Here is a 26,492-nt window from a genome sequence, read left to right as displayed (position 1 = left end):
TGTCAGACGTGGCAGGCCCTGGCCTCATTGACGACGGCGTTTTGCTGTAATTGCTGGCGCAGGGAATTGAGCAGTTTCGGCAGCGCCGACAGCTCGGCCACCCCGCCGTAGCAGTAGTAGTCCGGGCGCACCACCAGGACCTTGAGGCCGGCCTCGGCCATGAACTGCAAGTACTTGCCGGAGACATCGCGGTAAATGCCCTTGGCGCTGTCAGCGACCGGCGCAAGCCGAACCACTTGCAGGCCGTAGTCGCGGATGAAGCCCAACTGCTGCGCATCGAGCAGCGCCAACGGGTCTTCGTCACCGCGCACCAACAGATGGAAACCGCGTCCGATGACATCGTCGTAGCGACTGACCTGGCCATCGATTTCAATCGAGCCGTGTACCCCGAGAATGCCGCGCAATTGACCGTCCTCTTGCAAAAGTCCATCGGTCAGACCGGGGAACGGCGGAAGTGGTGCAACGTTGCCGCTCAAATACGCCGCGTCACGCTCGGCGGCTTTCACGGGGTCAGACACGCAGACCACTTTGCCCATGGCCATGGAGGCTTCGATCACCGCGCGGATCTGCGGTTTGCGCTCCAGGGTGTAGCTGTCCAGCAGGCTGTTGTCGGCCAGGCCGCGCAGCAGCAGGTCCAGGCGCCAGGACAGATTCCACGCATCGCGAATGCCTGAGCACATACCCTGGCCCATGAACGGTGGCATCACGTGGGCGGCGTCACCGGCCAGCATCACCCGGCCGCTGTTCCAGTTGGAGGCAATGCGCGAGCGGAACTGATAGACCGCGTGGCGCACCAGGTCAGCGGTGTCCGGGGTAACCCAGCGCGACAGCAGCGACCAGACCTTGTCGGTGTCTTGCAGGTCTTCGAGGGTTTCGTGGGGCAGGCGCATGAACTCCCAGCGCCGATAACCGGGACCGCCGGGGACCATGGTGGTCGGGCGCTCGGGGTTGCACCACTGGCCGATGTCCGGCACATCCAGTTCCACGCCGGGCTTGGGTTGCAGGTCGACCACCAGCCAGTCTTCCTGGAAGCCCAGGTCTTGCCATTCGATGCCCAGCGATTGACGGACGAAACTGTTGGCGCCGTCAGCGCCGATGACATAACGAGCACGGACGCTTTGCTGTTCCTGGCCCAGTGAAAACTTGCCGTCTTCACGAATCACCCGGTTGAGCAGCATGTCGCAGCCTGTGGCGTCCTGCTTGAGCGCAGTGGCTTCCCAGCCCTGATGGATCTGCACGTTGCCGATGCTCTTGGCTTTGCGATCGAGGATGGCCTCCAGTGACGGCTGGTTGAACAGGTAGCCGAAGGGGCCATCGCTGATGGACTCGGCCGACCAGTCGATCTCTACCAGTACCTTCCAGTCGGCGTTGAACCACTGGTAGCGTGCCGACGGCTGGGAGATTTTTTCAAGCTCTTCACCCAGCCCCATGGAGAGGAATACACGGCGAATTTCATGATCGTAGAAAACGGCGCGCGGGAGCGGATAGAGCGCTGGCCAACGCTCGAAGACGGCGACCGTGTAACCCATCTGGCCCAACAGAATGGCCAGGGTCTGGCCGACAGGACCGTAACCGGCGATGGCAACATCGACTGTGGTGTGCTGATTCATGACTGTGCCTCGTGTACTTCTCAATGATTTCCGGACGTGGCCGGGCCCGTAGCGCGATCAGGAGGACTCGCGCCATGCAGGAATTTCAGGTGTCTTGGAGGGGCAGGGAGACTCAGGACGGGGCCGGAGTACCCGCTTCAGTGTTGAAAATGAAGTTGTCCGGGACATCCGGGCCCCACAGGTACAGGGAGTTTTCCGGTGGGTAATCGCCGGCAGGCCATTCACTGCCTTCGCTGATGTAATCCATATCTGCCGAGTACTCGCAGAAGGAGCCCCACGGGTCCTGCACATAGTGGAAGTAGTTCGAGCCCAGGCAATGACGACCCGTACCCCAGCCTTTGACGTGTCCCGCCGCGGCCATCTGCGAGGCTCCGGCGCCGACTTCGTCAATGCTGTCGACTTCCCAGGCTGCGTGGTGCCAGCCCTTGGCACTGCTCTTGGCGAACGCCACCAAATGATGATCGCAGCCGTGGGAGGCGTGACTGAAGGCGATGATGTCCATCGACTTGTCGGAGAGCTTCAGCCCCAGCGCCTGTTCATAGAAATGCAGGGCGCCGAGCACGTCCGGGGTGAACAACAGCACATGGGACAAGCGCCGTGGGCGAACTTGCGCCAGGCCATCGCGGGTCGTCGCGCCACGGCGATTGGCCGGTGTATCGCTGCTGTGGTGGGCGGTCTTCTGGTCGGGCATGGTTTTGTCGCCGACTTTGACTTGCAACAGATTGCCGTCCGGATCGCGGAACCAGATGCCGGCGCCTGGACGATCTTCAAAGTGCCCACCGGCGGCTTCGATCTGCTGGCGTAGCGCGGCGAAGTCCTGTTCGTAGCAGTTGAAGCTCAGGTACGCCAGGGACTTGGAAGCGGCCGGCAGGATTTTCGCCCACACATGCCCATCGGCCGCCCGCAGCAGGAGTTGGTCCGCACCATGCTCTACATCCAGGCCGAAGCTTTCAAAGAATTGGCAGGCTTCGTCCAGGGACGGAACGTTCAGCGCGTAATGATCAATTGAATGCACACCATGGGACACGCTCATGATTGCCTCCATTTTTAATTATTGTAGTTATTGCACGCAGGGCCTGGGGGCGGCCCTGCGCCACATTTCAAACGGTGTTGTCAGGCTTCGTCGACCACCGGGTTGACCAGCTTGCCGATGCCCTCGATGGACACTTCGACGATATCGCCAGCCTTCAGGTAGACCTTCGGATTCATGCCGAAACCGACGCCGGCCGGGGTCCCGCTGACAATCACGTCACCGGCTTCCAGGGTCACCGCTTCACTGAGCGTCGAGATGATGGTGGCCACGTCAAACAGCATGTCGTCGGTGTTGGCCGATTGTACGACCTTGCCATTGACGCGGGTTTCCAGCAGCAGGCCCTTGCCGCCAGCTGGCAGTTCGTCGGCAGTCACCAGCACCGGCCCGAACGCGCCGGTGTCATCGAAGTTCTTGCCGACCGTCCATTGCGGCGAAATGAACTGGTAGTCACGCACCGACCCTTCGTTGAACAACGCGTAGCCGGCGACGTGCTGCAGTGCATCTTCCTTGCGAATGTGACGACCACCGCTTTTGAGTACCACGGCCATTTCGCCTTCGTAGTCGAGGGTGTCGGAAACACGCGGGCGAATCAGCGGTTTGTTGTGGGCGGTCAGGCTGGAGTTCCAGCGCGGGAACAGGGTCGGGTAGCTCGGCTGGGCGTACGGCGACTCCTTGGTGTGGTCGGCGTAGTTCAGGCCCACGCAGACGATCTTGGTCGGGCGCGACATCAAGGGCAGGTAAGCGTCTTCGGCGATCTCGACCAGCGCACCGTTGGCACTGGCGCCGTGAGTGGTCAGGTCGACGCCGCGGGCCAGCAGCGACTCAAGGGATTCGGCGCCCAGTACACGCACACCTTCGGCGGTGACGACACCCAGGACAGGTTGACCTTGATTCAAGAAGCGAACGTAGCGCATGACGGTTTCTCTTGTTGGCTTGAAAGGGGTCGGTGTGGAAGGGCAGCCGACCGCGTAGTCACTAAGCTAGGCTCAATAAAATATATCGTCAACAAAAAATATATATTTTTCAAAATATGAGAAATTTCTCGATCTGTGTATGATTCGAGCAGACAACGCGTAAAAAGGAGTCAACCGTGAATTCCCCCCAGATCAACTGGCAATCTTCGGAACCCGCTGAAAAGCGCACCATGGCCTCGCAACTCGAAGCCCGAATTCGCCAGGACATCATCAATGGCCAACTGGCACCGGGCAGTCGCCTGCGCCTCAAGGAGCTGGCCGACGCCTACGACGTTGGGGTGATTCCACTGCGCGAAGCCTTGTCGCGCCTGGCCAGCAGCGGTTTCGTCTCGGCGGCGGATCAGAAGGGCTTCAGCGTCGGGCAGATTTCCGCAGCGGAAATCGCCGACATCACGGCCGCACGGCTGCATATCGAGTGCAAAGCCCTGGCTGACTCCATTCGCCAAGGGGACGTGGAGTGGGAGAGTCGCGTGCTTGCCGCCCATCACCGGCTTGACCGCCTGACCATCGTCGAAGGCCCTGAGCGCTTGCTCAAACCGGAATGGGAGAACGCACACGAACTGTTTCACCAGGCGCTTATCTCCAGCTGCAACTCTCCAACGTTGCTGCGCTTGTGTGCGTCCCTGCGGGATCAAACCGCGCGCTATCGCTTTCTGTCGATGCACTACGCCGACAGCGCCAAGCGCGATGTGCCCCATGAGCATCGACAACTGATGGATGCCGCCTTGGCCAAGGACATCGACAGGGCGTGCGAGCTACTGGCCGCTCACTACCAGACCACCACCGACTCGGTGCTCAAGCACGCACTCTTGATTCAGGGCTGATGTTTTTCCCTGCAAGGGGGAGATCAACGCCTCGACGGTGGCAGGGATGTGCTTGAGTTCGATTTCTGCCTGATTGAGCAGCCACTCATAGATGGAACCGGTCAGCAGCGCCTTGATCGATGTCGCAATCGCTGGAATGCCTGTGCAAGGCGTGCCGTCAGCCTCCTTGAAGCGCATGTTCAATGCTGCGATCACGTAGGTCTTGATTCGATTGAATATGCGCGTCAGCCGGCTATACACCTGGTCATTTTCAACGATCAGTTCGGTGCGATGCAGCAGGATCAATGTGACCCGGTGCAAGCGTGGATCGCTGACAATTTCTTGCAACCCATCTCCCAAGGCCCTGGACAGCTGCGCGACCGTCGGTGTCTGACTCAAGCAGCTGAAGCGCTCGGGCAGTTGATCCCATGGCAATCGGGCACGGTCGAGCACTGCATCGAGCAACTCGGATTTATCCTTGAAGTGCCAATAGATCGCTCCGCGCGACAACCCGGCTCGCTCGGCGATTTCCTGAAAGGTGGCTTGGGCGTAACCACGATGACTGAACACTTCTTCAGCCGCCTCGAGCAACAGATGGCGGGTGATTTCCACATCTTCTTTACGTTTTCTGACCATCGTCGTTTCTCATCAATATTCGCCCGCCAGCCTGGAAATCGAGGCTCGGCAGGCCTCCAGTGCCTGGCGGAATTCTTCGGCGCGCATCTGAAAGCGTGAGGTGGGTGCCACGACGGCGACGGCGTGGGGGCCCATGAACGTCGGGATCAGGATGCTGCAGGCACTGATACCCACCGTGTGTTCCTGGTGATCGGTGGCAAAACCGCTTTCACGTATCGACACCATTTCGCCAAGCAGCGATTGGATGCCATGGGTCGAATCCGTCAGTTTTTCCGGGGATTGGCCCAATACTTCCAGGATCTGTTCGTCGCTCAAGGTCGAGAGCAAAACTTTGCCATCCGCTGTCGCGTGCATTGGCATCGAACGGCCCATGGGGAACACCACGCGCAATTCGCGCTCGGCGATGACCCGGTCAATGACGTTGGTCTGCTGTCCGCTGATGCACGACAGGGTGACGCTCTCGTTCAGCTCCTGTGACAACTCCTCAAGGGACTTGCGAGCGATCGAGATGATGTCGGTGTGGGTCTGGTGAATCAGCTGGGCGAGGGCCGGGCCGAGGCGAAATCCGCTGCCGGGACGAATGGGTTCGACCATGGCCTCGGATTCCAGGGCACTGACGATCCGTTGCACGGTTGAACGCGCCAACCCGACTTCCTGGGCAATCGCCCCCAGGCTCAAGCCTCGCGGATGGCTACCCAGCACGCGCATCACTGAACAGGCACGGGCGATGACCTGAATCCCGCCGCTGCGACTGTCGTCCATTTCGTTTTTTTCTTTCGACTCACTCATTTCCTACCTCGAGACCGGCGCGCCTGGTTTGTGGGCTGAAGCCCTGCAGCAGTTTACAGGTTGGACGGGGGTGTACCGCAATGCGGGTGCTTGCACCACGATGTGGATCGCATTACGATACACCGCATCGCATCGCGGGTCACTCGTTATGTGATCAACCCCTCTCGACTGCCAATCCCCTTGCCTGCCTCGTGCAATGCAAGGCGTTGGGCGAGCTTTCAAAGGAGTATCAAATGAATTTCAGACCCTCCCGGCGCCTTGGCTACGCGCTGCCGCTGGCCGCGTTGATCGTGGCTGGCTGCCAGGAACCACAGGACACCGTGGTCCATAAGGTGCCCGACGTCGGGGTCGTGACCCTCCAGAATGAAGATGTCCTGCTCAGCAGTGATCTTCCGGGGCGAACCAGTGCCTATCGCGTGGCCGAGGTCCGACCGCAGGTCAGCGGGATCATCCAGAAGCGTTTTTTCAACGAGGGCGCGCAGGTCAGCAAAGGTCAGCAGCTCTATCAGATCGACCCCGCCAGTTACCAGGCGGCCGTCGAAAAGGCCCAGGCGAACCTCGACACCACGCGTAACCTGGCTGAACGCTACAAGCGCCTGGTGGAGAGCAAGGCAATCAGTCGCCAGCAATACGACGATGCCGACGCCAATTTCAGGCAGGCCGCGGCGGAGTTGAAGATGGCCCGGATCAATCTGGAGTACACCCGCGTCCTGGCGCCGATCAGCGGGCGCATCAGTCGCTCGAACATCACCGAAGGGGCGCTGGTCACCACGGGTCAGGTCGATGCACTGGCGTCGATCAATCAACTGGACCCGATCTACGTTGACGTGACCCAGGCGTCCACAGAAATGCTCAAGCTGCGGCGCGAACTGGCGTCGGGTCAGTTGACCATGGCCGGGCCGGACCAGGTGCAGATCCAGCTCACGCTCGAAGATGGCTCGGCCTACGCGTTGCCGGGTGCGCTGAAATTTTCCGAGGTAACGGTCGACCCGGGCACCGGGGCTGTCACCTTGCGTGCTGCGTTTGCCAACCCGAACGGCATTCTGCTGCCGGGCATGTTCGTCCATGCCCGCCTCACCGAAGGTGTGCGCCAGCAAGCGATCCTGGTGCCGCAACAAGGCATCACCCGCGACCTGAAAGGGCAGGCTACTGCGCTGGTGATCGGTGCTGAAAACAAGGCCGAGCTGCGGGAGGTCAAGACCCAGCGCACCCTGGGTAACAAATGGTTGATCGAATCCGGCCTGAAGGCGGGCGACCGGGTAATCACCGAGGGCGTGCAACTGGCCCGGCCCGGTATGTCGATCAATCCCGTCCCCGCGAAAAACCTCGACGCCAACTCCGCTGTGGTCAGCGCCACCGAGTAGCGCATGCGCTGCTCACGTTCAAGGTAATACCTATGGCTAACTTCTTTATCAACCGGCCGATTTTTGCCTGGGTGATCGCTATCGTGATCATGCTTGCCGGCGCGTTGTCGATCCTCAAACTGCCGGTCAACCAGTACCCGAACATTGCCGCCCCGGCGGTGATCATCACCGTGACTTACCCGGGTGCATCGGCGCAAACGGTGCAAGACACCGTGGTGCAGGTGATCGAGCAGCAACTCAACAACCTGGATGGCCTGCGCTACCTCTCTTCGGAAAGCAACAGCGATGGCAGCACCAACATCATCGTGACCTTCGATCAGGGCACCAATGCCGATATTGCCCAGGTGCAAGTGCAGAACAAACTGCAACTGGCGACACCGCTCTTGCCGCAAGAGGTGCAGAAGCAGGGGCTGCGGGTCGCCAAATACCAGGTCAATTTCATGCTGATCGTTGGACTCTATTCCGAAGACGGGTCCATGGATGACTTCGACATCGGCAACTACATCGTCTCCAACATGAAAGACCCGATCACCCGCACCAAGGGCGTCGGTGACTTCCTGATGCTGGGTGCCCAGTACGCCATGCGTATTTGGGTTGATCCGCAAAAACTGAACAGCTACCAATTGACGTCCCAGGATGTCATCGACGCGGTACAAGCGGAAAACGTGCAGATTTCCTCTGGCTCGCTCGGCGGATTGCCCACCCATAAAGGGGTACAGCTGAACGCGACGATTCTCGGGAAATCCCGAATGAAAACCGCCGAGGAGTTCCGCGAGATCCTGCTCAAGGTCAATCCGGATGGTTCACAAGTGCGGGTCAAGGACGTGGCGCAGGTTGGGCTCGGCTCCGAAAACTTCTCGATCTCCGGCACCTACAACGGCAAGCCGGCCGCCGCACTGGCATTGCGCCTGGCAACCGGTGCCAACTTGCTGGATACGGTCAAGGGCGTGCGGCAAACCGTCGCCGAACTGGAACCGTACTTTCCCAAGGGCTTGAAGGTGGTGTTCCCCTATGACACCTCGCCTGTGGTGGGCGCGTCTATTCACGAGGTCGTGAAGACCCTGTTCGAAGGCATCCTGCTGGTGTTCTTGGTGATGTACCTGTTCATGCAGAACATCCGCGCCACGCTGATTCCGACCCTGGCTGTGCCGGTGGTATTGCTGGGGACGTTCGGCATCCTCGCGGCCTTTGGTTTCACCATCAACACCCTGACGATGTTCGGCATGGTGTTGGCGATTGGCCTGCTGGTGGACGACGCCATTGTCGTGGTGGAGAACGTTGAGCGGGTGATGTCCGAAGAGGGGTTGTCACCCAGGGAGGCCACGCGCAAATCCATGGTGCAGATCCAGGGCGCATTGGTAGGCATTGCGCTGGTGTTGAGCGCGGTGTTTGTACCGATGGCCTTCTTCGGCGGCGCGACCGGCATCATCTATCGTCAGTTCTCGGTGACCATTGTGTCGGCCATGGCGCTCTCGGTACTGGTGGCGCTGGTGTTTACCCCGGCCTTGTGCGCAACCATTCTCAAGCCCATCGATGCTGATCACCATCACAAGAAAGGCTTCTTCGGCTGGTTCAACCGCAGCTTCGATCGCGGTGCCGAACGCTACAAAAACGGTGTCGCAACCATCGCCCGGCGCAAAGGGCTGTTCCTGGTGATTTACCTGCTGATCGTCGGTGCCATGGCCTGGCTGTTCCCACAGATTCCAACGGCGTTCCTGCCGGACGAGGATCAAGGCACGATGGTGGTACAGGTGCAAATGCCGCCCAACACCAGCGCCGGCAGAACGCAAGCGGTGCTCGATGAAATACGCGGCTACCTGATGGAGCATGAAGGTGACGTCCTGGAGTCGGCGTACACGGTCAACGGCTTCAACTTTGCGGGGCGCGGGCAGAACTCCGGCATGTTGTTCATCGGCTTGAAGCCCTGGGAAGAGCGGGAAGGGAGCGACACCTCGATCTTTTCCTTCACCCAGCGTTTGCAGGCGCGTATTTCGCAAATCAAGGACGGTACGGCGATCGCAATCGTACCCCCTGCCATCCTTGAAATGGGTAACGCCAAAGGCTTCGACATGTTCCTCCAGGATCGTACGGGCCTGGGCCACGAGACCCTGATGGCGGCGCGTAACCAGTTTTTGGAACTGGCTGCCCGAGACCCTGTGCTGATGAACGTGCGGCCCAACGGATTGAATGACGAACCGCAGTATCAGGTGGTCATCGACAACGAAAAGGCCCGTGCGCTGCAGGTCAGTATCAGCGACATCAACAACACCATGAGTACGGCGTGGGGTTCTGCCTATGTGAATGACTTCATTGATCGAGGTCGGGTCAAGAAGGTGTACGTGCAAGGCGAAATCGATTCGAGGATCTCTCCTGAAGATTTCGAGAAGTGGTACGTGCGCAATGCCCGTGGCGAAATGGTGAAATTCTCGTCGTTTGCCAGTGGCTACTGGACTTACGGCTCACCGAAACTTGAGCGCTACAACGGTATTCCCGCGGTGGAAATAATGGGCGAGCCGGCGAACGGCTACAGCTCCGGAGACGCGATGCAGGCGGTGGAACGGATCGTGAAGCAACTGCCTGACGGTATCGGTGTGCAGTTCACCGGTATTTCCTATGAGGAGCGCCTCTCCGGTTCGCAGGCGCCGGCGCTCTACGCCATTTCGGTATTGATCGTTTTCCTGTGCCTGGCCGCGCTCTATGAGAGTTGGTCGGTGCCGGTCTCGGTGATCATGGTCGTGCCCCTGGGTGTGATTGGCGCCGTGTTGGCGACGCTGATGCGGGGGCTGTCCAATGACGTGTTCTTCCAGGTCGGACTGCTGACCACCGTGGGGTTGTCGGCGAAAAACGCGATTCTCATCGTCGAGTTCGCCAAGGCCTTGCACGAAGAGCATGGAAAACCCCTGGTGGAAGCGGCAGTAGAGGCTGCGCGCCTGCGCTTGCGGCCAATCATCATGACGTCGCTGGCATTCATGCTCGGTGTATTGCCCCTGGCTATCTCCAATGGCGCCGGCTCTGGCAGCCAGCACTCGATCGGCACTGGTGTTATCGGCGGGATGATCACGGCGACGTTCCTGGCGGTCTTTTTCGTGCCGATGTTTTACGTGGTGATCTGCCGGCTGTTCGCCCCCAAAAAACCTGGCCCGGTGGAAATGCCTGAAGGAGAGCGAGCATGAAAACGTTTCGTCGCAATGCTGCGCTTTCATTGGTCCTGATGAGTGTGGGCGGCTGCTCGCTGATTCCCCACTATCAGCGGCCTGAGGCGCCGGTGGACAGTGCCTGGGCGACGCCTGTCGAAAAGCGGGCAACCGGTGGGGAGCGGGTGACCTGGCAGGCCTTTTTCCATGATGAACCTTTGCGCCAGTTGATTACACAAGCGTTGGACAATAACCGCGATGTGCGCGTGGCGGCGTTGAACATCGAGAAAGCCCAGGCGCAGTACCGGATCAGTCGGTCGCAAACGCTGCCCTCCATCGACGCCTCCGGATCCGGCACCGCGCAGCGCTTGCCCGGTGACGTGGCGCCCGACGGCTCGACCGGCACCAGCCATCAATACAACGCGGGCATCGGGTTTACCGCCTATGAACTGGATTTCTTTGGTCGGGTCGACAGCCTCAAACAACAGGCCCTGGAAAGCTACCTAAGCACTATCGAGGCGCAGCGCAGTGTCAGGCTGGCCCTGATTGCCCAGGTCGCGACGGCGTATTACCAGTTACAGGCTGACCAGCAACTGTTGGCGATTGCCCGGCAGACGTTGGCGAGCCAGCAGAGCAGTTATGAGCTGGTTCGCAACAGTTACCGCATGGACGTCGCCACCGAGCTGGACTTGAGTCAGGCAGAAAGCACGGTGCGTACTGCCGAGGCCAGTCAGGCGCAGTATTCCAGGGCAGTGGAGCAGGACAAGAATGCGTTGGTGCTGCTGGTGGGCAAGCCGTTGTCGGTACCCTTATTCTCGGCCGTCCAGCTTGATGCCTTGAATGTGGAGAGCGACCTGGCGGTGGGCATCCCGTCCGATCTGTTGACGTGGCGACCGGACATCCTCGCCGCCGAGCACGCCTTGAAAGCAGCCAATGCCAACATTGGCGCGGCAAGGGCTGCATTCTTTCCGAGCATACAACTGACCGCGTCGACCGGTTCCGCCAGCGCCGATCTCGGTCAGCTGTTTGCAGGCGGGCAGGGTGCCTGGACGTTTGTGCCGTCGATCAACCTGCCGATTTTCAACTACGGGCGCAACCAGGCCAATCTCGATGTCGCCAAGGTGCAAGCGTCGATCGAGGTGGCCAATTACCAGAAGGCCATCCAGGTGGCATTCCGGGAGGTGTCCGATACCTTGGTCGCGCGCGAGTCACTCGACATCCAGGTCAAGGCCGAAAGCCAATTGGTCCAGGCCAATGCCCGCAGCTATCGCCTGGCTGAAAGCCGATATCAGGAAGGCGTGGACACCTACCTGAACGCTCTGGATTCCCAGCGCAACCTCTACAGTGCCCAGCAGACGCTGGTACTGACCAAGTTGTCGCGCATCAACAACCTGGTTTCACTGTACAAGGCGCTGGGTGGCGGGGAAGAGGTGGGAAGCAGCTCACGATAGCGACTGATTCAGCACTCGGTTTCCTCCTTGGCCCATGAGCGTTTTTTTGTCATGGGCCTTTTTTTGTTCGGATGCCAAAAAGCGTGGGATTGAGTTGACCAACAACGGGTACGACCGAGGGAATGGGTAACCTCGTATTGAAATCGCAGGGTGCTTGTCCTGTTGTGCGGACATCTGTATCGCCAGGGCGCCCTGGATGACGATGCGCATCACCCAGTACGCCCCCTCTTTTACAGGATGTTCAGCGGATAGCTGATGATCACCCGGTGCTCATCGCTGTCCCGTTGCGTGGACACTTCTGTGCGTAGCGAGGCGTGGCGCAGGGCAATGCTCAGGTCCTTCAGCGGCCCCTGTTGAATGACATAGCTCACCGTCAGGTTGCGTTCCCACTCACTTTTGTCACCTGTGGGGGTGCGGATGTTCGAGCCGCTTTCGTACATGCCCATGAAACTCAAGCCAGGTACGCCGACCCGGGCGAAGTCATAGCCGTAACGCACCTGCCAGGTAGTTTCCCCGGCGCGCTGAAACTTGCCGATCATCGATTCAGTCATGAAGTAGGCGGTAGAGCCATCCCCCTGGTTCAACCAGACCGCATCACTGTCGCCACTGACCTGCTGCAGGCCGGCGGCGAAGGTGTGGCCATTGAGCAGGTAGGTGAATTGCGCACTGCTCAGGCGGCTGTCGACCTTGCCTTTGGTCACGCCGTTGCCGTAGTAGCCAAACGTGAAAAAATCCGGGTCATGGCCATTGGCGCCATCGGAGCGGTTGTCGAAGTGCCGCAGATCGGTGCGCAGGATACCGGCGCCAAGCTGCCAGTCGTATTTGAGTCCCAGGAAGTTCTGTTTGTAGAAGTCCTGCAGGTTGCCGTAGTAGTACTGCAAGGTCAGGTCTTTGGTCGGCTTGTAGTCCACGCCGCCGTAATAGAACTTGTTGACGAATTCGCCCGTCTGCGGGTTGTTTGCGCCAGGGATGGACATGCCCATCTGGTTGCTTGAACCGCGACCTTTCACATGTTCCAGCTGACCGAGGATGAAGGTGAAATTGTCCAGGTCCCTGGACTGAACCTGCCCGCCATTGAACGTCTGCTGCAGCATGCGATCAGTGGACATCACCACCGGCAACATCGGCACCAGCGTGCCGTATTTCAGTTCGGTGTTGGAGAACTTCGCCTTGGCCGTCAGGCCCAGGCTGCCGAATTCATCCACTGCCCGGCCATCGCTGTCGGTGGGGAAGATATTGCCGTTGAAGGCAGTGCTCTGGGGGTTGTAGTGCCGGCCCTTGCCGGAATCCAGCCGGATGCCGTACATGCCAATGGCGTCGACACCGAACCCGACGGTACCCTGGGTGTAGCCGGACTGAAAGTTGGCGATGAAACCCTGGCCCCATTCCTGAGTGTAATTGGGGTCGGCCGCGCCGCTGCGGTTATCGGCATTACTGAAAAAGTTGCGGGCCAGCACGCTGAGCTTGCTGTCTTCCACCAGGCCGGCGGCAAACCCCTGTTGAGCGATGATCAGGCCGCAAATGCCGGCCGCTACTTTTGGTGCGCGATTGAAAAGCTCCATCGGAGTCATCCCCATGAGTTGTCGAAAGGTGTGAGAGGCAGTCAAAAGCGGCAGCAGAGGTTTTTATTGTTTTTCAGGCACAGCGACGGCCGGAGGGACGTTCAATCTCACGGGCGCCAGGCGGTACAGGATGAACAGCGCGAGCACGCCGATGCCTGCGCAGAGCAACAGACCGACACCCACTGACTGGGCCAGGGCGTCGCGGGCCAGGTTCAGCCACTGCGCGTGCTCGAGCGGCGCGGAGTCGGGACGCAGAAGGACCTGCGGATCGGCATACACGGCCAGTCCGTCAGCGTGCCCATGGGCGATAAACAGGCGCTGAAGGTTGGCGCTGTAAAGCAGGTTGACCAGTACGCCCATCCCGGCTGTCCCCAGCAGTCCTCCGACCAGGCGCAACGATTGGGTCAGCGCGGTGGCGATCCCGAGGAACTGGCGGTCGGCGAGTGTCTGGGTAAAGACGGTCAGGTTCAGCAGGATGAATCCCAGGCCAAGACCCGCCAGCAGGATCAGCCCGAGCAACGCATTGAATGAAGCGCTGCGCCCGACGAGGGCCAGCCCAAGGCATGCCAGCAGCAATGCCCCGAACCCGCACAATGGCAACAGGTTCGGATTACGCAAGCGGGTCATGATGCGGCTGTTGACGATCGCCCCCAGGGTGATGCTCAACGCCAGCGGCGTGATCAACAGGCCGGCATCCTGCGGCGAATAGCCATAACTGCCTTGCAGCAACAACGGCAGATAGAACAGCAGCGAAAACATGATCGCACCGGCCGCCATCGACAGCAGGAACAGCAGGCGCATCCCGGGCAAGCGCAGCAATGCCGAAGGCAGCAGTGCGTGCGTGCAGCGACGCTCCCAAACGCACAGCGCCACCGTCGCTGCCACGCAGCCGAAGCCCAGCGCCGCACTCAACATCAGGCTGGAATGCCCCAGCCATTCGACGAACAACTGCAGGCTGCCCAACGCCAGGGCGATCAGCAGCGCGCCCGGCCAATCGAGGCTGATCTTCGTCAGTTGCTGCGGGCGGTAATAAGGCAGGTAGCGCCAGGCGAAGAACAGCGCCAGGCAACCCAGCGGCAGATTGAGATAGAACACCGAACGCCAACCGAACGCCCCGGTTAGATAACCACCCAAGCCAGGACCGATGGCGTTAACCACGCTGAACAGGGCGCTGAGCAGCATCTGCCAGCGCAGGCGTTGCCGGGTGTCGGGGAACAGTTCCGGGATGCAGGCGAACGCCGTGCCGATCAACATGCCGCCACCAACGCCCTGCAAGACGCGACCGATCACCAGCAACAGCATGTCGGTGGCCAGTGCGCAGGCCAGTGAAGCCAGGGTGAAAATCAGCGTGGCGGCGATCACGAATGGCTTGCGCCCGTAATAATCCCCCAGTCGGCCGAAGATCGGGATGGTGACGATAGACGCCAGCATGTAGCCCGTGGCGACCCACGCGTAAAGTTCAAAGCCCTTGAGTTCGGCGACGATGCTGGGCAAGGCATTGCCTATCACCGTCTGGTCGAGTGCCGAGAGCATCAACACCAGCGAGATGCCCAGGATCGCCAGCAAGGCCTGTTTGAAGCTCAGGGGAGGGTGGGTCGCCACGGCCATCGTCGTTCCTCAGCCCAAGGCCGCAACGGCGGCAGCAATGCGCGAGCAACCTTCGTCGAGGGTCTTGATGTCGGTGGCGATCGACATCCGGAAGAACGGCGCCAGGCCATAGGCGGTGCCTGCCACCACGGCCACACCCTGGCTTTCCAGCAGGTACATGACCACGTCGTAGTCGCTGTCCAGCTGCTTGCCCTGGGCCGTGGTTTTGCCGAGCAACCCTTTGCAGTTCACATAGAGATAGAACGCCCCGTCGGGCTTGCGGCAACTCAAGCCATCAATGGCGTTGAGCAGTTCCAGGCAGCGATCCCGGCGTTGCTGATAGACCGCCACGCTGTCCTTGACGAATGCCTGCTCGCCATTGAGCGCTTCGACAGCGGCTGCCTGGCTGACCGAGCAGGCGTTGCTGGTCGATTGCGATTGCAGGGTCGCCATGGCACCGATCAAGTCGGCAGGGCCTGCCGCGTAGCCAATCCGCCAGCCGGTCATGGCATAGGTCTTGGACACGCCGTTGACCACCAGGGTGCGCTCGGTCAGCGCCGGTTCGATGGCGAGGATGTGCGGGTTGTCCAGGCCTTCGTAGCGGATGTGCTCGTAGATGTCGTCGGTCATCAGCAACACCTGCGGATGATCGAGCAGCACATCGGCCAGGGCGCGCAGTTCGGCGGCGCTGTAGCTGGCGCCGGTCGGGTTGCTGGGCGAATTGAGCAGCAGCCAGCGAGTGCGCTCGGTGATCGCGTCGCGCAGTTGCTCCGGAGTCAGCTTGAAGGCGTGTTCTTCCGGGCAGGCGAGGGCGACGGGTTCACCTTCGCAGGCCAGCACCATGTCGGGGTACGACACCCAGTACGGCGCCGGAATCAGCACTTCATCGCCGGCGCCGAGGGTGGCGGCAAAGGCATTGAAAATTGCACTCTTCGCACCGCTGGTGACCAGGATCTGATTGGCGCCGTAGGCCAGGCCGTTTTCCCGGGCCAGTTTGGCGACGATGGCCTGGCGCAGCTCCTGGGTGCCGGCATTTTGCGTGTAGCGGGTTTCGCCGCGCTCGATGGCGGCGCTGGCCGCTTGCCGAATGTGTACCGGGGTATCGAAGTCCGGTTCGCCGACGACCAGGTTGATGATGGACTTGCCTTGCCGGCGCAGTTCGTTCGCACGGTCGGAAGCGGCGCTGCTGGGCGATGGTTTGATACGTTGCACACGGGCTGCGATGCGGGAGGCGGTCACGTGTCGTTCCTCGTTGATGGCGTTGACGAGGCCCTACAGTACGAGTCGCCACAGGGGCCGCCATAAGACGAGATCGTTCTGGTCGGATAGGCATCGCTTATGACTGGAACTGAACAGTGCTTGCACTAATACGGTGCGCTCAAGCCTGTATGCCTTTGGCGGGTATCAACGCCGGCAGCAACGATCACGCCATAGCAAAGGCTTATGGTTGAGACGCAGGAACCTGTAGGAGCGTGGCTTGCCCGCGAAGGATGCACCGCGGTTTTTCAGGTATTACGCGTCATCGTTCTTCGCGGGCAAGCCACGCTCCTACAGGTTCTGCGCCTTGCCACACATGGCTGGCCTGGCTCTTGCTAATGAGTGTGTGATGCCCCCTTTTTTTGCAAGAGCACCACCGCCGTGAACCTGCGCCGTTTGAAGTATTTCGTGAAGCTCGTCGATATCGGCAGCATGACCCAGGCTGCCGATGTGCTGCATGTCGCCCAACCGGCCCTCAGTCAGCAACTGGCCACGCTGGAGGCCGAACTGCAGCAACAATTACTGATCCGCACCAAGCGTGGTGTCACACCGACCGAGGCGGGGAAGGTGCTCTATGGCCATGCGCAGATCATTTTGCGCCAGTGCGAGCAAGCCCAGAGTGACATCAACGCCACGGGACAGGCCTTGTCCGGGCAAGTGTCGGTCGGGTTGGCGCCAGGCACTGCCGCATCGACGCTATCCCTGCCGCTTTTGCGCAGGGTGCGCGAGCGTCATCCGGGCATTCTGCTGTACCTCAATGAAAACTTCGGCACCACCTTGAGCGAGTTGATCATGAACGGCCGGATGGATATGGCCGTGCTCTATGGCGGGCGTGAGGTCCATGGCTTGAGCTTTGTCTCGCTGCTGCGCGAGCCTCTCTATCTGGTGACCGCCGATCCTGCGATCAGCACACTCGAAGAGATCCCCCTGGCTGAGCTGGCGGATATGGACATGCTCCTGCCGCGCCCCTACAACGTCATGCGTCGACTGGTGGATGAGGCCTTCGTGCGTATTGGCTTGAGCGCAAGGGTGGTGGCTGAAATCGAGTCGTCGATCACCCTGACCGCCGCGGTCGCCGAACACTTCGGCTCGACGATCCTGCCCGAATCCTCGGCGCGGGTGATGGTTGACGCCACTTCGATGCACATGTGCCGCATTGTCGAGCCGCAAGTCGAGGCACCGCTGGCGCTGTGCTTGTCCGGTCACCTGCCGCTGTCCGTGCCGGCCCAGGCGGTCAAGGCGATCCTGCTGGAACTGGTCGCCGAGATGCGCGGCAGCCTGATCTGAGTGGTCATAAGGACGGCTTATCACGCCAAAGCCAAAGCGTCTTGGTCGACTTTCGGCGTGCTCGTTACATTGAGCCCATCCACTCAAGACAGCTCGACAGGCAGGGGCCCACACATGGATTCAGAACGCATCAAGGGGTTGATCGATTTGCTCGCCGAATCCGATTTGCTCGAACTGAGTCTGACTGAAGGCGACAGCACGGTTCGTCTTTTCAAGCAGGCCGGGAAGGTGTCGGCCGCCGAGCCGGTGGCCGGCATTGCGCCGATACCCGTCGCGGACTTACCCGAGGTCGTTACCCCGACGGTGCAGGCCGTTGACGTCAAGGCCAGTCTGTACGGCGTGCTGCACCTGACGCCCGCTGCCGGGGAAGCGCCGTTTGTCACGGTCGGCGAGCAGATCGAAGCAGGGCAGACCCTGGCGGTTATCGAGGCGATGAAAATGTTCCACCCGGTCAAGGCCAAGGCCGCCGGACGGATCGCCGCGATCCTTGCCCAGAGTGGCGCCGAAGTCGAAGCCGGTCAGGCGTTGTTCCGTCTCGACTGATCCCAAGCCCATCCTCCTTCAGGTGAATTCAATGTTCGACAAAGTGCTGATCGCCAACCGTGGCGAAATCGCCCTGCGCATTCAGCGTGCCTGCCGTGGCCTGGGGTTGCAGACCGTGGTCGTGCACTCCGAGGCCGACCGCCAGGCCCAGTATGTGCAAGACGCCGATCAGGCCCTGTGCATCGGGCCGGCGGCGCCTGGCCAGAGTTATCTGAACCAGGCTGCGTTGCTGTTCGCGGCCAAGGTCAGCGGCGCCCAGGCGATACATCCAGGTTATGGCTTTCTCTCGGAGAACGCCGGGTTCGCTGAACGTATCGAAGCGGCTGGCTTGACCTTTATCGGGCCGAGTGCGGCGTGCATACGCACCATGGGCGACAAGGTCGCCGCCAAGCGGGCGATGCGCGAAGCCGGCGTACCCTGCGTGCCGGGTCCGGACTCGGTGATGCCAACCGATGACGAAAGTATTGAGGCCATTGCACGTGAAATCGGTTACCCGGTGATCGTCAAGGCGGCCGGCGGTGGCGGAGGACGCGGTATGCGCGTTGTCAATGAACAGAGCGAGTTGCTTGAAGCCATCGCATTGACCCGTGAAGAGGCGCGGCTGGCCTTTGGCAATCCGCAGCTCTACATCGAGAAGTTTCTCGGCCATCCACGGCATGTGGAAATCCAGGTGCTGTGCGACGCCCATGGCCATGCGATCTGGCTGGGTTGCCGCGATTGCTCCTTGCAGCGCCGGCACCAAAAGGTATTGGAAGAAGCGCCGGCACCGGGCATTGATCCCGAATTGATTGCCCAGGTCGGTGAACGCTGTGCCGCTGCTTGCCGACAGATCGGCTATCGCGGCGTCGGTACCTTCGAGTTTCTGTACGAGGACGGTGAGTTTTTCTTCATCGAGATGAATACCCGGCTGCAAGTCGAACACCCGGTGACCGAGATGACCACCGGCATCGACATCGTCCAGCAGCAATTGCGCATGGCCCGAGGCGAAGTGCTTCAGCTGCGTCAGCAGGACGTGCAGCTCAACGGCCACTCGCTGGAATGCCGGATCAATGCCGAAGACCCGGTCACGTTCATGCCGACGCCCGGGCTGATCCAGCGCTGGGAAGTCCCCGGGGGCTTTGGTGTGCGGGTCGACTCCCATGTCACCACAGGCTATCGGGTGCCGCCGTATTACGACTCGATGGTGGCCAAGGTCATCACCCACGGCGCGACGCGCGATGAAGCCATGGCCCGTATGCGCCTGGCCCTGAGTGAACTGCGCGTGGAAGGCATCTCGACCAATATCCCCTTGCATCGCGACATGCTCGACGACCCGGCGTTCCGTGCCGGTGGCGTGGACATTCATCACCTGGAGCGCTGGTTGCAACAACGGAGTCCGACATGAGTACTGCAACTGTATCGCAGCGTCCGCACATCAGCCTGCTGGGGTCCACGGCCCTGCTGTTCGAAGCCCCCGGCGAGCTGGACCTGGCGCCGCAACAACGCATCTGGAGCCTGGCTTTGCAGGTCGGGCAATGGGCCGACATACACGAAGCGGTCCCCGGCATGAACAACTTGATGCTGACCTTCATCAAGCCGCCGCGCGACCTGAACGGATTGTGCGAGCGATTGCTTGAGGCCTGGGAGCAGAGTCAGCCGCTTGCGCTCGAAGGGCGCATTGTCGACTTGCCAGTGGTGTATGGCGGTGAATTCGGTCCGCACATGGCTGATGTGGTGGCGCACACCGGGCTGGACATCGACACCATCGCCAACCTGCATTGCGAACCGCTGTATCCGGTGTACGCCTTGGGCAGCCATCCGGGTTATTGCTATCTCGGTGGCATGGACCCGCGTCTGGCCACACCACGACGCCAGGTGCCGGTGATCAGCATCGCTGCCGGCTCGGTGTCGATCGGCGGGGTGCAGACCGGTGTCTCCGCCTCCGCCGGTCCCAGCGGATGGAACACCATCGGCCGCACCGAAATGGCATTTTTCGACCCGACCCAAAACCCTCCGGCCATGTTGAGGCCGGGCGATATGTTGCGCTTGCGTATCGAGAGGATCATTCGATGATCGAGATTTTATCGGCCACGGCACTGGCCACCGTGCAGGACTTCGGCCGCTTCGGCAGCCTCGGTTACGGGGTGGGCACCTCGGGTGCCATGGACCATTTGGCGCTGGCGTTGGGCAACATTCTGTTGGGCAATCCCGAGGACGCGGCGGCGATTGAGATTCCGCTGTTTCCGTTCGAGGTGCGGTTTGTTCACGACTGTGCTTTCGCGGTAACCGGTGCCGCTTGCGAAGCCACCCTCGACGGGCAGCCTTTGCCGCCGTACTGGGTGACGCAGGCCAGGGAAGGCCAGGTGCTTGGCCTCGGTTATCCGACGTCCGGGAGTCGGGCCTACCTGTGCCTGGCCGGTGGTGTCGACGTACCGCAGGTGCTTGGCTCGCGCAGCACGCAGTTGCGTGGAGAGTTCGGTGGTTGGCAAGGGCGGGCATTGCAGCAGGGCGATCGGCTTTCGGCACTGCGGCCGGGCGTGAGTGCGTTGCCCACTGATTTCGGGGTTGTGCCGCCGAGCCAGGCGTTGCCATTGCAGTGTGATGGCCTGCCGGCCATGCGCGTACTTCCCGCGGCCGAGTACGAGTGCTTCATGGATGAGTCCCGTGCGGCGTTCTGGGCCGGCGAGTGGAAGGTCACGACCCAGAGCAACCGTTATGGCTACCGGCTCGAAGGCACACCGATCCTGCCCAAAGCCGCCATGGAAGTCCGCTCCCACGGCATCGTCCCCGGCGTGATCCAGGTGCCCCACGGTGGCCAGCCCATCATCCAGATGCGCGACGCACAACCCAGTGGCGGTTATCCGAAATTCGGCACGGTGATCGAGGCGGACCTGTGGCGGCTGGGCCAGGCACCGATCGGCAGCAAGGTGCGTTTCATCGAGTGCAGCTACACCGACGCCGTTGCGGCCCTGGAAGACAATCAGCGCTATCTCGAGGAGGTTCGCCGTTTGGTCGAGCTTCACGGGCTGGCCTCGCGCTAAGGATATTTGAACATGACAAATCAGGACATTCGCCAGTTGGCGGTGTGGCTCAAGGAGACCCACCTGGCTGGCGCGGAAATACGGCGTCCGGGTCTGCATCTGCTGCTCAAGCGCAGTGTTGACGAAGTCGCTGTAGCGGCCCAGATCGCGGTGCCGAAGACATCCAAGTCAACCGATGAACCGCTATTGAAAACCCCGGGCCTGGGCCGGTTGCTGCTCACGCACCCTGAGCAGAGTGACGTGTTGGTGTCGGTCGGCAGTCGGGTGGCGCCAGGGCAACTGATTGCCTTGCTGCAAGTCGGCGACCTGCTGCTGCCGGTGCGCAGCCAAAAAGCTGGGCGGGTGTCCTCGGTGTTGGTGCCTTGTGGCACGACGGTTGGGTACGGCGAGGCGTTCATGCGCCTGGATGCGGCATGAACGGGCGAGGACAGCAGTGATGAAAATTGATTTGAACGCAGACCTCGGTGAGGGCTTCGGTCCGTGGCGCATGGGCGAGGATGAGGCGTTGATGAGCCTGATCTCCTCGGCGAACGTGGCGTGCGGTTTCCATGCCGGTGATCCGCTGATCATGGACACCACCGTACGCCAGGCCAAGGCAGGGGGCATTGATCTGGGCGCCCATGTCGGCTTCCCCGACCTGATGGGTTTCGGTCGGCGGCAGATGAATATCGAGCTCAAGGAACTGGCGACCCATGTGGTTTACCAGCTCGGCGCGCTGGCCGGGATGGCGGCAGTCAATGGCCACCGCATGACCCACATGAGCTTCCACGGTGCGCTGGGCAACATGGTCGCGGCCGACGCGGCGCTGGCGGGGCCCTTGGTCTGTGCGGTGGCCGCGTTCGACCCGACGCTGATCATCAGCTCGTCGAGCAGCCGCGCCATCGAAAGCGCTGCTGAAAAATGCGGGCTGCGGGTCGCCACGACCTTTCTCGCCGATCGCGCCTACGACGATGACTGCCTGCTGGTGCCGCGCAAGGTTGCAGGCTCCGTGATCAAGGAACCGGCGGCGGTGCTGCAGCGGGTTCGCCAGTTGCTGGAGGAGGGCACGGTGACCAGCCTCAATGGCAAGCGCATTGAAGTGCCGGCGCACTCGATCCTGCTGCACGGCGACACGCCTGGAGCCGTGGAGCTGGCGCGCACGATTCGTCGTGAAATCGAGGCGTTCGGTGGCTGTATCACACCGATTTCGCAGTTGCTGGCGTAACGGTCGCAGGGTCATAAGCAGGGCTTATTGCCACACAGTCATTCCGTCTTGGTCCAGCGCTTCAGGGCTGGATAGAGTCGAAGCCATTGCGATCAGAACCACACATGAAACGGTCGACGCACCTTACGCGGTCGGCCCGTAACACGAGGACAGGTGCATGCCATTTTCAGATTACAAAACCGCGCTGGTCACCGGCGCTTCTTCCGGAATCGGTGCCGCAGTCGTCGAGCGTCTTTGCCAGGAAGGCGTAGAGGTGCATGCCTTGGCCCGCAGCGCCGACAAGCTGCAGGAACTGGCCGCCAAAACCGGCTGTATCGCGCATGCCATCGATGTCACCGACCTGGCCGGGCTGACGCGCCTGTTCCAGGCGCATCAATTCGACATCCTGGTGAACAATGCCGGTGTCGACAAACCGGGCTCGATTCTCAAGGCCGACGCCGAAGGCATCGACCTGCTGATCGACGTCAACCTGCGTGCGGTATTGCACCTGGCGCGCCTGGCGTTGCCGGGGATGGTCGAGCGCGATTGCGGCCACATCATCAACATCAGTTCGATTGCCGCGGCCTACAACTTCGGCGGCAACTCGACGTATCACGCGACCAAGGCAGCAGTGAGCATGCTGTCGCGGCAGTTGCGCATCGATGCCTTCGGCAAGCGGGTGCGGGTCACCGAGATTTGTCCGGGCCGTGTGGCCACCGACATCTTCGCCCACGTCCACGGTGATTCCGAAGAGACCTACAAGCGCTTTGTCGAAGGGTTCGAACTGCCCGAGGCCAAGGACATCGCCGACGCCATCGCGTTTGCCATTGCCGCACCGATTGCAGTCAACGTCGGGCACATGGAGATCACCCCGACCCTGCAAGTGCCTGGTGGCCTTTCCACCGCCCGGCCGCAGGATTACCAGGGCTGAGTTCCCCGACACGAAACGCTACAGAAGAACGGATCGATCCGTCATCGCGGTACCCACGCCAAGCCTGAGCCTGGCGTCTTATCCCTGCCCTTATCCCAATGCCGATGGGGATTGACCATGAAGCATGACTTCGATTTGGCCGCGGTTCTGCAAGGCGAATATGCCGAGCTGATCGTCAAGGGCATCGAAACAACCCTGCAGCTGGCGCTGTTCGCCTGGCTGCTGGCAATGGCCCTCGCGCTATTGCTGGTGACCGTACGCCTGACCGGCAACAAATATGCCGATCGCCTGGTGGCCGGTTACGTGTCCTACCATCGCAACGTGCCGACACTGGTGCAGTTGATGCTCTGGTATTTCGGTGTACCGACCTTGCTCAGCGAGTCCACGCAACTGTGGCTGGCGAACTACAGCACTGAATACCTGTTCTCGGTGATTGCCTTGGGGCTGTGCCAGGCAGCGTACTTCTGTGAGGACATCCGCAGTGGCCTGCGCGCCATTCCGGCCGGGCAAACGGAAGCCTCCAGGGCGCTCGGGTTGGGTTATGTGCGTTCGATGCGCTACGTGATCCTGCCGCAAGGCGTGCGCAACTGCCTGCCGTCCTTGATCAACCACACCGTGTTGCTGTTCAAGAACACCAGCCTGGCCATGGCCATCGGCGTGGTGGAGCTGACCTACGCCACCCGCGAGGTGGAGAACTACACCTTTCGCACGTTCGAGTCCTATCTGGTCGCCACGGTGTTCTACCTGGTCTTTTCACTGCTGTTGATGGGGCTCGGCGCGTTGTTGGCGCGGCGCTTCAACAAAGCGTTGGCGAGGTAGACGACCATGTTCGATATCTTCTCGATCTTGCAGCAGAACTGGACCTTGTTTCTGATCGGCCAGTACCCGCACGGCCCTTTGGGCGGCTTGGCGAGTACCTTGATTCTGGCGGCACTGGCGCTGTTGCTGGCGTTCCCTTTCGGCTTGCTGCTGGCGTTGGCCCGGGTTTCACCGTGGACCGGGCTGCGCTGGGCCGCCACTGTCTGGGTGTATGTGCTGCGGGGCATCCCGCTGTTGATGGTGATCTTCTGGACCTACTTCCTGGTGCCGTTGCTGATCGGTCATAACATCACCGGGTTCGTGACCATGCTCTGCACGCTGGTGATCTACCAGAGCGCCTACCTGTGCGAAATCATTCGCGGCGGTATCCAGGCTTTGCCGGCGGGGCAGTACGAAGCGTCCCGGGCCCTGGGCCTGGGTTACCTGCGCACGACGTTCTGGGTGATCTTGCCGCAGGCTTTATACAACGCGCTGCCCAGCCTGATCAGTCAGTTCATCTCGATCATCAAGGAAACCTCCCTGGGCTATGTGATCAACGTCCAGGAAGTGACCTTCGCCGCCAACCAGGTCAACAACCAGCTGCTGACCAAGCCATTCCAGGTGTTTTTCATCCTGGCGATCATCTACTACCTGCTCTGTTTCGGCCTGACCCATCTGGCCGGCTGGGTGGAGCGGCGTATCGCTCGCAAGCGCCTGGGCAACAGCAAGGCGGCCGTGGCGAGCGACCCTTTGCTGGTCACCGATAATTGAAGAGGGTTGCATCCATGCATCCAATGATCATGTTTTCCAGCATCAACAAATGGTACGGCGAGTACCACGCGCTGACCGATATCACCGCCGAAGTGAAACCCGGTGAAGTGGTGGTGTTGTGCGGCCCGTCGGGCTCCGGCAAGTCAACGTTGATCCGCACGGTCAATCGCCTGGAAGACATCCAGAAAGGCCAGATCCTGTTCGACGGCCAGGACGTGCACGGCACGGATGCCCACGTCAATCGGCTGCGCAGCCGAGTGGGTTTCGTGTTCCAGAGCTTCAATCTTTTTCCGCACTTGTCGGTGCTGGAAAACATCACCCTGGCACCCAGCAAGATTCGCGGTCTGAAAGGCTCGGCCGCGAAGCAGCAAGCCATGCAATTGCTCGACCGGGTAGGGCTGGCTCACAAGGCCGGCGCCTATCCGGCGCAGTTGTCCGGCGGCCAGCAACAACGGGTGGCGATTGCCCGGGCGCTGGCGATGGAACCGCCGGTGATGTTGTTCGATGAGCCCACCAGTGCCCTCGACCCGGAAATGGTCGGTGAAGTGCTCAACGTCATGAAGAGTTTGGCCAAGGATGGAATGACCATGATGTGCGTGACCCACGAGATGAATTTTGCCCGTGAAGTCGCTGACACCATCTGGTTCATGGACGCGGGGCAGATTCTGGAAAAGAACACCCCCGAGCGCTTTTTCAACCAGCCCTCGCACCCGCGCGCGCAACGCTTTATCGCCGACCTGCGTGCTCATTGAGCCGCAGTGATTTTGCGCCTTCTGCCATCTGACTTTCCAATCCCAGGAGTTTTTCCATGCGTATGAAGCATCTGTTTGTCACGCTGGCGTTAGGTCCTCTGGCTGTTGCGGTAGCGCAGGCCGATCAATTGAGCGACATCATGGCCAGGAAGTCGTTGAGCTGCGGTGTGTACGCCGACGTGCCGCCATTTTCCGCCCCGGACCCGAAAACCCGTGAGCTGGTGGGCATGGACGTCGACCTGTGCAAGGCCTTGGCCAAGACCATGGGCGTCGAACTGGAGCTCAAGCCGCTGTCGGTCGAAGCACGGATTCCTGAGGTGAAAATGGGCCGCGTTGACTTGATTTTCGCCAACCTGGCCTACACCAAAACCCGGGCTGACCAGATCCAATTCAGCGATCCGTACTACATCGCCAAGGAAACCCTGGTGGTGCGCGCCGTCAATGCGGATAAGCCAAAAAGCTTTTTCCAGGACAAGCGCATCAGCTCCACCAAAGGCTCGACGTCCGAGCAATCGATTCGTATCGCCGGGGCCACGCCGGTGACGTTCCAGGACACAGGCTCAGCCTATATGGCCTTGCAGCAGAACAAGGTCGTGGGCCTGGTGACCAACACCATGACCGCCTTGAAACTGGTCAACCAGGCCAAGGCCAGCGGTGTCGAATTGGCGCTCGCCAAGGAGCCGATGGCGCTCGAGCCGATTGGTGCTGGCATGCGACGGGACGAGCCGGCCTTCCTCGCCAAGGTCAACGAGTCGTTGGTCGCGATGGAAAATGCTGGCGAGATCGACGCGATCTGGGATCGCTGGATCGGCCCGAACACCGAATACAAAATGGTTCGCGAGGACAAAGTACAGCGTCTGAGCGATTTGAAATTCGATCCCCTGCCATAGATTTGATACACCGCGATGAACGGGTTTTTCCAAACCCGTTTTTGCGTTTTTACGTCAGCAAAGGCCGGCGTGAAGGACAGGTCATGGCCGGCTTGATTCGTGGAGGCGGCTGGAAGT

Annotated in this window: 24 protein-coding genes; 16 read left to right on the top strand and 8 right to left on the bottom strand. The window is 60.8% G+C overall.

All coding sequences use genetic code 11. The annotated features are described in order from the left end of the window. Window positions 1–2: 2 nt before the first annotated feature. From HFK74_RS25920 to HFK74_RS25910, 3 genes are all read right to left on the bottom strand, one after another. The gene (locus tag HFK74_RS25920; protein ID WP_180205960.1) at window positions 3–1,610 is read right to left on the bottom strand and encodes a bifunctional 3-(3-hydroxy-phenyl)propionate/3-hydroxycinnamic acid hydroxylase; all 1,608 of its coding nucleotides are present in this window, start codon (window positions 1,608–1,610) and stop codon (window positions 3–5) included. Window positions 1,611–1,722: 112 nt separating this feature from the next. Continuing rightward, window positions 1,723–2,643, bottom strand: coding sequence for a VOC family protein (locus HFK74_RS25915; protein ID WP_180205959.1), 921 nt, complete (start codon window positions 2,641–2,643; stop codon window positions 1,723–1,725). Window positions 2,644–2,723: 80 nt separating this feature from the next. Next, a complete protein-coding gene (locus HFK74_RS25910; RefSeq protein WP_180205958.1) occupies window positions 2,724–3,557 on the bottom strand; it encodes a fumarylacetoacetate hydrolase family protein in 834 nt (277 codons plus the stop codon). A 176-nt stretch (window positions 3,558–3,733) separates the two neighbouring features. Between HFK74_RS25910 and HFK74_RS25905 the strand changes: the two genes are divergently transcribed. Next, complete coding sequence (locus HFK74_RS25905) at window positions 3,734–4,441, top strand: GntR family transcriptional regulator (protein WP_368738179.1); 708 nt, start codon at window positions 3,734–3,736, stop codon at window positions 4,439–4,441. On the opposite strand, the gene HFK74_RS25900 is transcribed toward HFK74_RS25905, so the two are convergent. After that, window positions 4,373–5,056 carry a TetR family transcriptional regulator gene (locus HFK74_RS25900; RefSeq protein ID WP_180205957.1) on the bottom strand — a complete coding sequence of 228 codons (684 nt, stop codon included), beginning with the start codon at window positions 5,054–5,056 and terminating at the stop codon, window positions 4,373–4,375. The genes HFK74_RS25905 and HFK74_RS25900 overlap by 69 nt on opposite strands. Before the next feature lie 12 nt (window positions 5,057–5,068). After that, entirely contained in the window at window positions 5,069–5,845 is a 777-nt protein-coding gene (locus HFK74_RS25895) for an IclR family transcriptional regulator (RefSeq protein ID WP_180205956.1), read from the bottom strand. A 233-nt stretch (window positions 5,846–6,078) separates the two neighbouring features. Here HFK74_RS25895 and HFK74_RS25890 point away from each other — a divergent pair, with 233 nt between their 5' ends. Genes HFK74_RS25890 through HFK74_RS25880 form a run of 3 tightly spaced genes read left to right on the top strand, consistent with a single transcriptional unit; the run spans window position 6,079 to window position 11,794 of the window. Beyond that, window positions 6,079–7,209, top strand: a complete 1,131-nt coding sequence (locus HFK74_RS25890) for an efflux RND transporter periplasmic adaptor subunit (protein WP_180205955.1) — start codon at window positions 6,079–6,081, stop codon at window positions 7,207–7,209. Window positions 7,210–7,241: 32 nt separating this feature from the next. After that, complete coding sequence (locus HFK74_RS25885) at window positions 7,242–10,382, top strand: efflux RND transporter permease subunit (protein WP_180205954.1); 3,141 nt, start codon at window positions 7,242–7,244, stop codon at window positions 10,380–10,382. Then, window positions 10,379–11,794: an efflux transporter outer membrane subunit gene (locus HFK74_RS25880; protein WP_180205953.1), complete on the top strand. Its 1,416-nt coding sequence runs from the start codon at window positions 10,379–10,381 to the stop codon at window positions 11,792–11,794. The genes HFK74_RS25885 and HFK74_RS25880 overlap by 4 nt, the downstream gene beginning before the upstream one ends. Window positions 11,795–12,024: 230 nt before the next feature. On the opposite strand, the gene HFK74_RS25875 is transcribed toward HFK74_RS25880, so the two are convergent. From HFK74_RS25875 to HFK74_RS25865, 3 genes are all read right to left on the bottom strand, one after another. Beyond that, window positions 12,025–13,356 (bottom strand): OprD family porin, encoded by a 1,332-nt coding sequence (locus HFK74_RS25875; RefSeq protein WP_180205952.1) that lies wholly within the window; start codon window positions 13,354–13,356, stop codon window positions 12,025–12,027. A gap of 63 nt (window positions 13,357–13,419) precedes the next feature. After that, on the bottom strand, window positions 13,420–14,964 hold the full coding sequence (locus HFK74_RS25870) for an MFS transporter (RefSeq protein WP_180205951.1): 1,545 nt from the start codon (window positions 14,962–14,964) through the stop codon (window positions 13,420–13,422). Between the two features lie 9 nt (window positions 14,965–14,973). After that, the gene (locus HFK74_RS25865) at window positions 14,974–16,182 is read right to left on the bottom strand and encodes an aspartate transaminase (protein ID WP_180205950.1); all 1,209 of its coding nucleotides are present in this window, start codon (window positions 16,180–16,182) and stop codon (window positions 14,974–14,976) included. Window positions 16,183–16,581: 399 nt separating this feature from the next. On the opposite strand from HFK74_RS25865, the gene nac reads away from it, so the two are divergent. The 12 genes from nac to HFK74_RS25805 all read left to right on the top strand — a co-directional run bounded on the left by nac (window position 16,582) and on the right by HFK74_RS25805 (window position 26,375). After that, window positions 16,582–17,487: a nitrogen assimilation transcriptional regulator NAC gene (gene nac / locus HFK74_RS25860; protein ID WP_180205949.1), complete on the top strand. Its 906-nt coding sequence runs from the start codon at window positions 16,582–16,584 to the stop codon at window positions 17,485–17,487. Between the two features lie 114 nt (window positions 17,488–17,601). After that, on the top strand, window positions 17,602–18,030 hold the full coding sequence (locus HFK74_RS25855) for an acetyl-CoA carboxylase biotin carboxyl carrier protein subunit (protein ID WP_180205948.1): 429 nt from the start codon (window positions 17,602–17,604) through the stop codon (window positions 18,028–18,030). 31 nt (window positions 18,031–18,061) lie between these two features. Next, window positions 18,062–19,414, top strand: a complete 1,353-nt coding sequence (accC, locus tag HFK74_RS25850) for an acetyl-CoA carboxylase biotin carboxylase subunit (protein WP_180205947.1) — start codon at window positions 18,062–18,064, stop codon at window positions 19,412–19,414. Then, window positions 19,411–20,082: a 5-oxoprolinase subunit PxpB gene (pxpB, locus tag HFK74_RS25845; protein WP_180205946.1), complete on the top strand. Its 672-nt coding sequence runs from the start codon at window positions 19,411–19,413 to the stop codon at window positions 20,080–20,082. The genes accC and pxpB overlap by 4 nt, the downstream gene beginning before the upstream one ends. Further along, the gene (locus HFK74_RS25840; RefSeq protein ID WP_180205945.1) at window positions 20,079–21,050 is read left to right on the top strand and encodes a biotin-dependent carboxyltransferase family protein; all 972 of its coding nucleotides are present in this window, start codon (window positions 20,079–20,081) and stop codon (window positions 21,048–21,050) included. Before pxpB ends, HFK74_RS25840 begins: the two co-directional genes overlap by 4 nt. Before the next feature lie 12 nt (window positions 21,051–21,062). Continuing rightward, entirely contained in the window at window positions 21,063–21,467 is a 405-nt protein-coding gene (locus HFK74_RS25835; protein ID WP_180205944.1) for a biotin/lipoyl-containing protein, read from the top strand. A gap of 19 nt (window positions 21,468–21,486) precedes the next feature. Beyond that, window positions 21,487–22,254: a LamB/YcsF family protein gene (locus tag HFK74_RS25830; protein WP_180205943.1), complete on the top strand. Its 768-nt coding sequence runs from the start codon at window positions 21,487–21,489 to the stop codon at window positions 22,252–22,254. A 157-nt stretch (window positions 22,255–22,411) separates the two neighbouring features. Further along, window positions 22,412–23,164, top strand: coding sequence for an SDR family oxidoreductase (locus HFK74_RS25825; protein ID WP_180205942.1), 753 nt, complete (start codon window positions 22,412–22,414; stop codon window positions 23,162–23,164). 117 nt (window positions 23,165–23,281) lie between these two features. Continuing rightward, a complete protein-coding gene (locus HFK74_RS25820) occupies window positions 23,282–23,983 on the top strand; it encodes an amino acid ABC transporter permease (RefSeq protein WP_180205941.1) in 702 nt (233 codons plus the stop codon). 6 nt (window positions 23,984–23,989) lie between these two features. Continuing rightward, complete coding sequence (locus HFK74_RS25815) at window positions 23,990–24,733, top strand: amino acid ABC transporter permease (protein WP_180205940.1); 744 nt, start codon at window positions 23,990–23,992, stop codon at window positions 24,731–24,733. Window positions 24,734–24,756: 23 nt separating this feature from the next. Further along, entirely contained in the window at window positions 24,757–25,485 is a 729-nt protein-coding gene (locus HFK74_RS25810; RefSeq protein WP_180206055.1) for an amino acid ABC transporter ATP-binding protein, read from the top strand. Between the two features lie 56 nt (window positions 25,486–25,541). Next, on the top strand, window positions 25,542–26,375 hold the full coding sequence (locus tag HFK74_RS25805; RefSeq protein WP_180205939.1) for an ABC transporter substrate-binding protein: 834 nt from the start codon (window positions 25,542–25,544) through the stop codon (window positions 26,373–26,375). The last annotated feature ends 117 nt before the right edge of the window (window positions 26,376–26,492 follow it).

This window comes from Pseudomonas sp. SbOxS1, from assembly GCF_013416725.1.
Lineage (GTDB): Bacteria > Pseudomonadota > Gammaproteobacteria > Pseudomonadales > Pseudomonadaceae > Aquipseudomonas.
Note: the sequence above shows the minus strand (reverse complement) of the source record. Positions and strands in the feature narration are given on the sequence as shown.

Excerpts from the sequence above, each read along its gene's own strand:
- HFK74_RS25895 (WP_180205956.1), bottom strand. The coding sequence starts at position 5,845 with ATGAGTGAGTCGAAAGAAAAAAACGAAATGGACGACAGTCGCAGCGGC.
- HFK74_RS25815 (WP_180205940.1), top strand. The coding sequence starts at position 23,990 with ATGTTCGATATCTTCTCGATCTTGCAGCAGAACTGGACCTTGTTTCTG.
- HFK74_RS25885 (WP_180205954.1), top strand. The coding sequence starts at position 7,242 with ATGGCTAACTTCTTTATCAACCGGCCGATTTTTGCCTGGGTGATCGCT.
- HFK74_RS25875 (WP_180205952.1), bottom strand. The coding sequence starts at position 13,356 with ATGGAGCTTTTCAATCGCGCACCAAAAGTAGCGGCCGGCATTTGCGGC.
- HFK74_RS25830 (WP_180205943.1), top strand. The coding sequence starts at position 21,487 with ATGAAAATTGATTTGAACGCAGACCTCGGTGAGGGCTTCGGTCCGTGG.
- HFK74_RS25835 (WP_180205944.1), top strand. The coding sequence starts at position 21,063 with ATGACAAATCAGGACATTCGCCAGTTGGCGGTGTGGCTCAAGGAGACC.
- HFK74_RS25880 (WP_180205953.1), top strand. The coding sequence starts at position 10,379 with ATGAAAACGTTTCGTCGCAATGCTGCGCTTTCATTGGTCCTGATGAGT.
- HFK74_RS25825 (WP_180205942.1), top strand. The coding sequence starts at position 22,412 with ATGCCATTTTCAGATTACAAAACCGCGCTGGTCACCGGCGCTTCTTCC.
- pxpB (WP_180205946.1), top strand. The coding sequence starts at position 19,411 with ATGAGTACTGCAACTGTATCGCAGCGTCCGCACATCAGCCTGCTGGGG.
- HFK74_RS25810 (WP_180206055.1), top strand. The coding sequence starts at position 24,757 with ATGATCATGTTTTCCAGCATCAACAAATGGTACGGCGAGTACCACGCG.
- HFK74_RS25820 (WP_180205941.1), top strand. The coding sequence starts at position 23,282 with ATGAAGCATGACTTCGATTTGGCCGCGGTTCTGCAAGGCGAATATGCC.
- HFK74_RS25855 (WP_180205948.1), top strand. The coding sequence starts at position 17,602 with ATGGATTCAGAACGCATCAAGGGGTTGATCGATTTGCTCGCCGAATCC.
- HFK74_RS25920 (WP_180205960.1), bottom strand. The coding sequence starts at position 1,610 with ATGAATCAGCACACCACAGTCGATGTTGCCATCGCCGGTTACGGTCCT.
- HFK74_RS25915 (WP_180205959.1), bottom strand. The coding sequence starts at position 2,643 with ATGAGCGTGTCCCATGGTGTGCATTCAATTGATCATTACGCGCTGAAC.
- HFK74_RS25870 (WP_180205951.1), bottom strand. The coding sequence starts at position 14,964 with ATGGCCGTGGCGACCCACCCTCCCCTGAGCTTCAAACAGGCCTTGCTG.
- accC (WP_180205947.1), top strand. The coding sequence starts at position 18,062 with ATGTTCGACAAAGTGCTGATCGCCAACCGTGGCGAAATCGCCCTGCGC.
- HFK74_RS25890 (WP_180205955.1), top strand. The coding sequence starts at position 6,079 with ATGAATTTCAGACCCTCCCGGCGCCTTGGCTACGCGCTGCCGCTGGCC.
- HFK74_RS25840 (WP_180205945.1), top strand. The coding sequence starts at position 20,079 with ATGATCGAGATTTTATCGGCCACGGCACTGGCCACCGTGCAGGACTTC.
- HFK74_RS25900 (WP_180205957.1), bottom strand. The coding sequence starts at position 5,056 with ATGGTCAGAAAACGTAAAGAAGATGTGGAAATCACCCGCCATCTGTTG.
- HFK74_RS25805 (WP_180205939.1), top strand. The coding sequence starts at position 25,542 with ATGCGTATGAAGCATCTGTTTGTCACGCTGGCGTTAGGTCCTCTGGCT.
- HFK74_RS25910 (WP_180205958.1), bottom strand. The coding sequence starts at position 3,557 with ATGCGCTACGTTCGCTTCTTGAATCAAGGTCAACCTGTCCTGGGTGTC.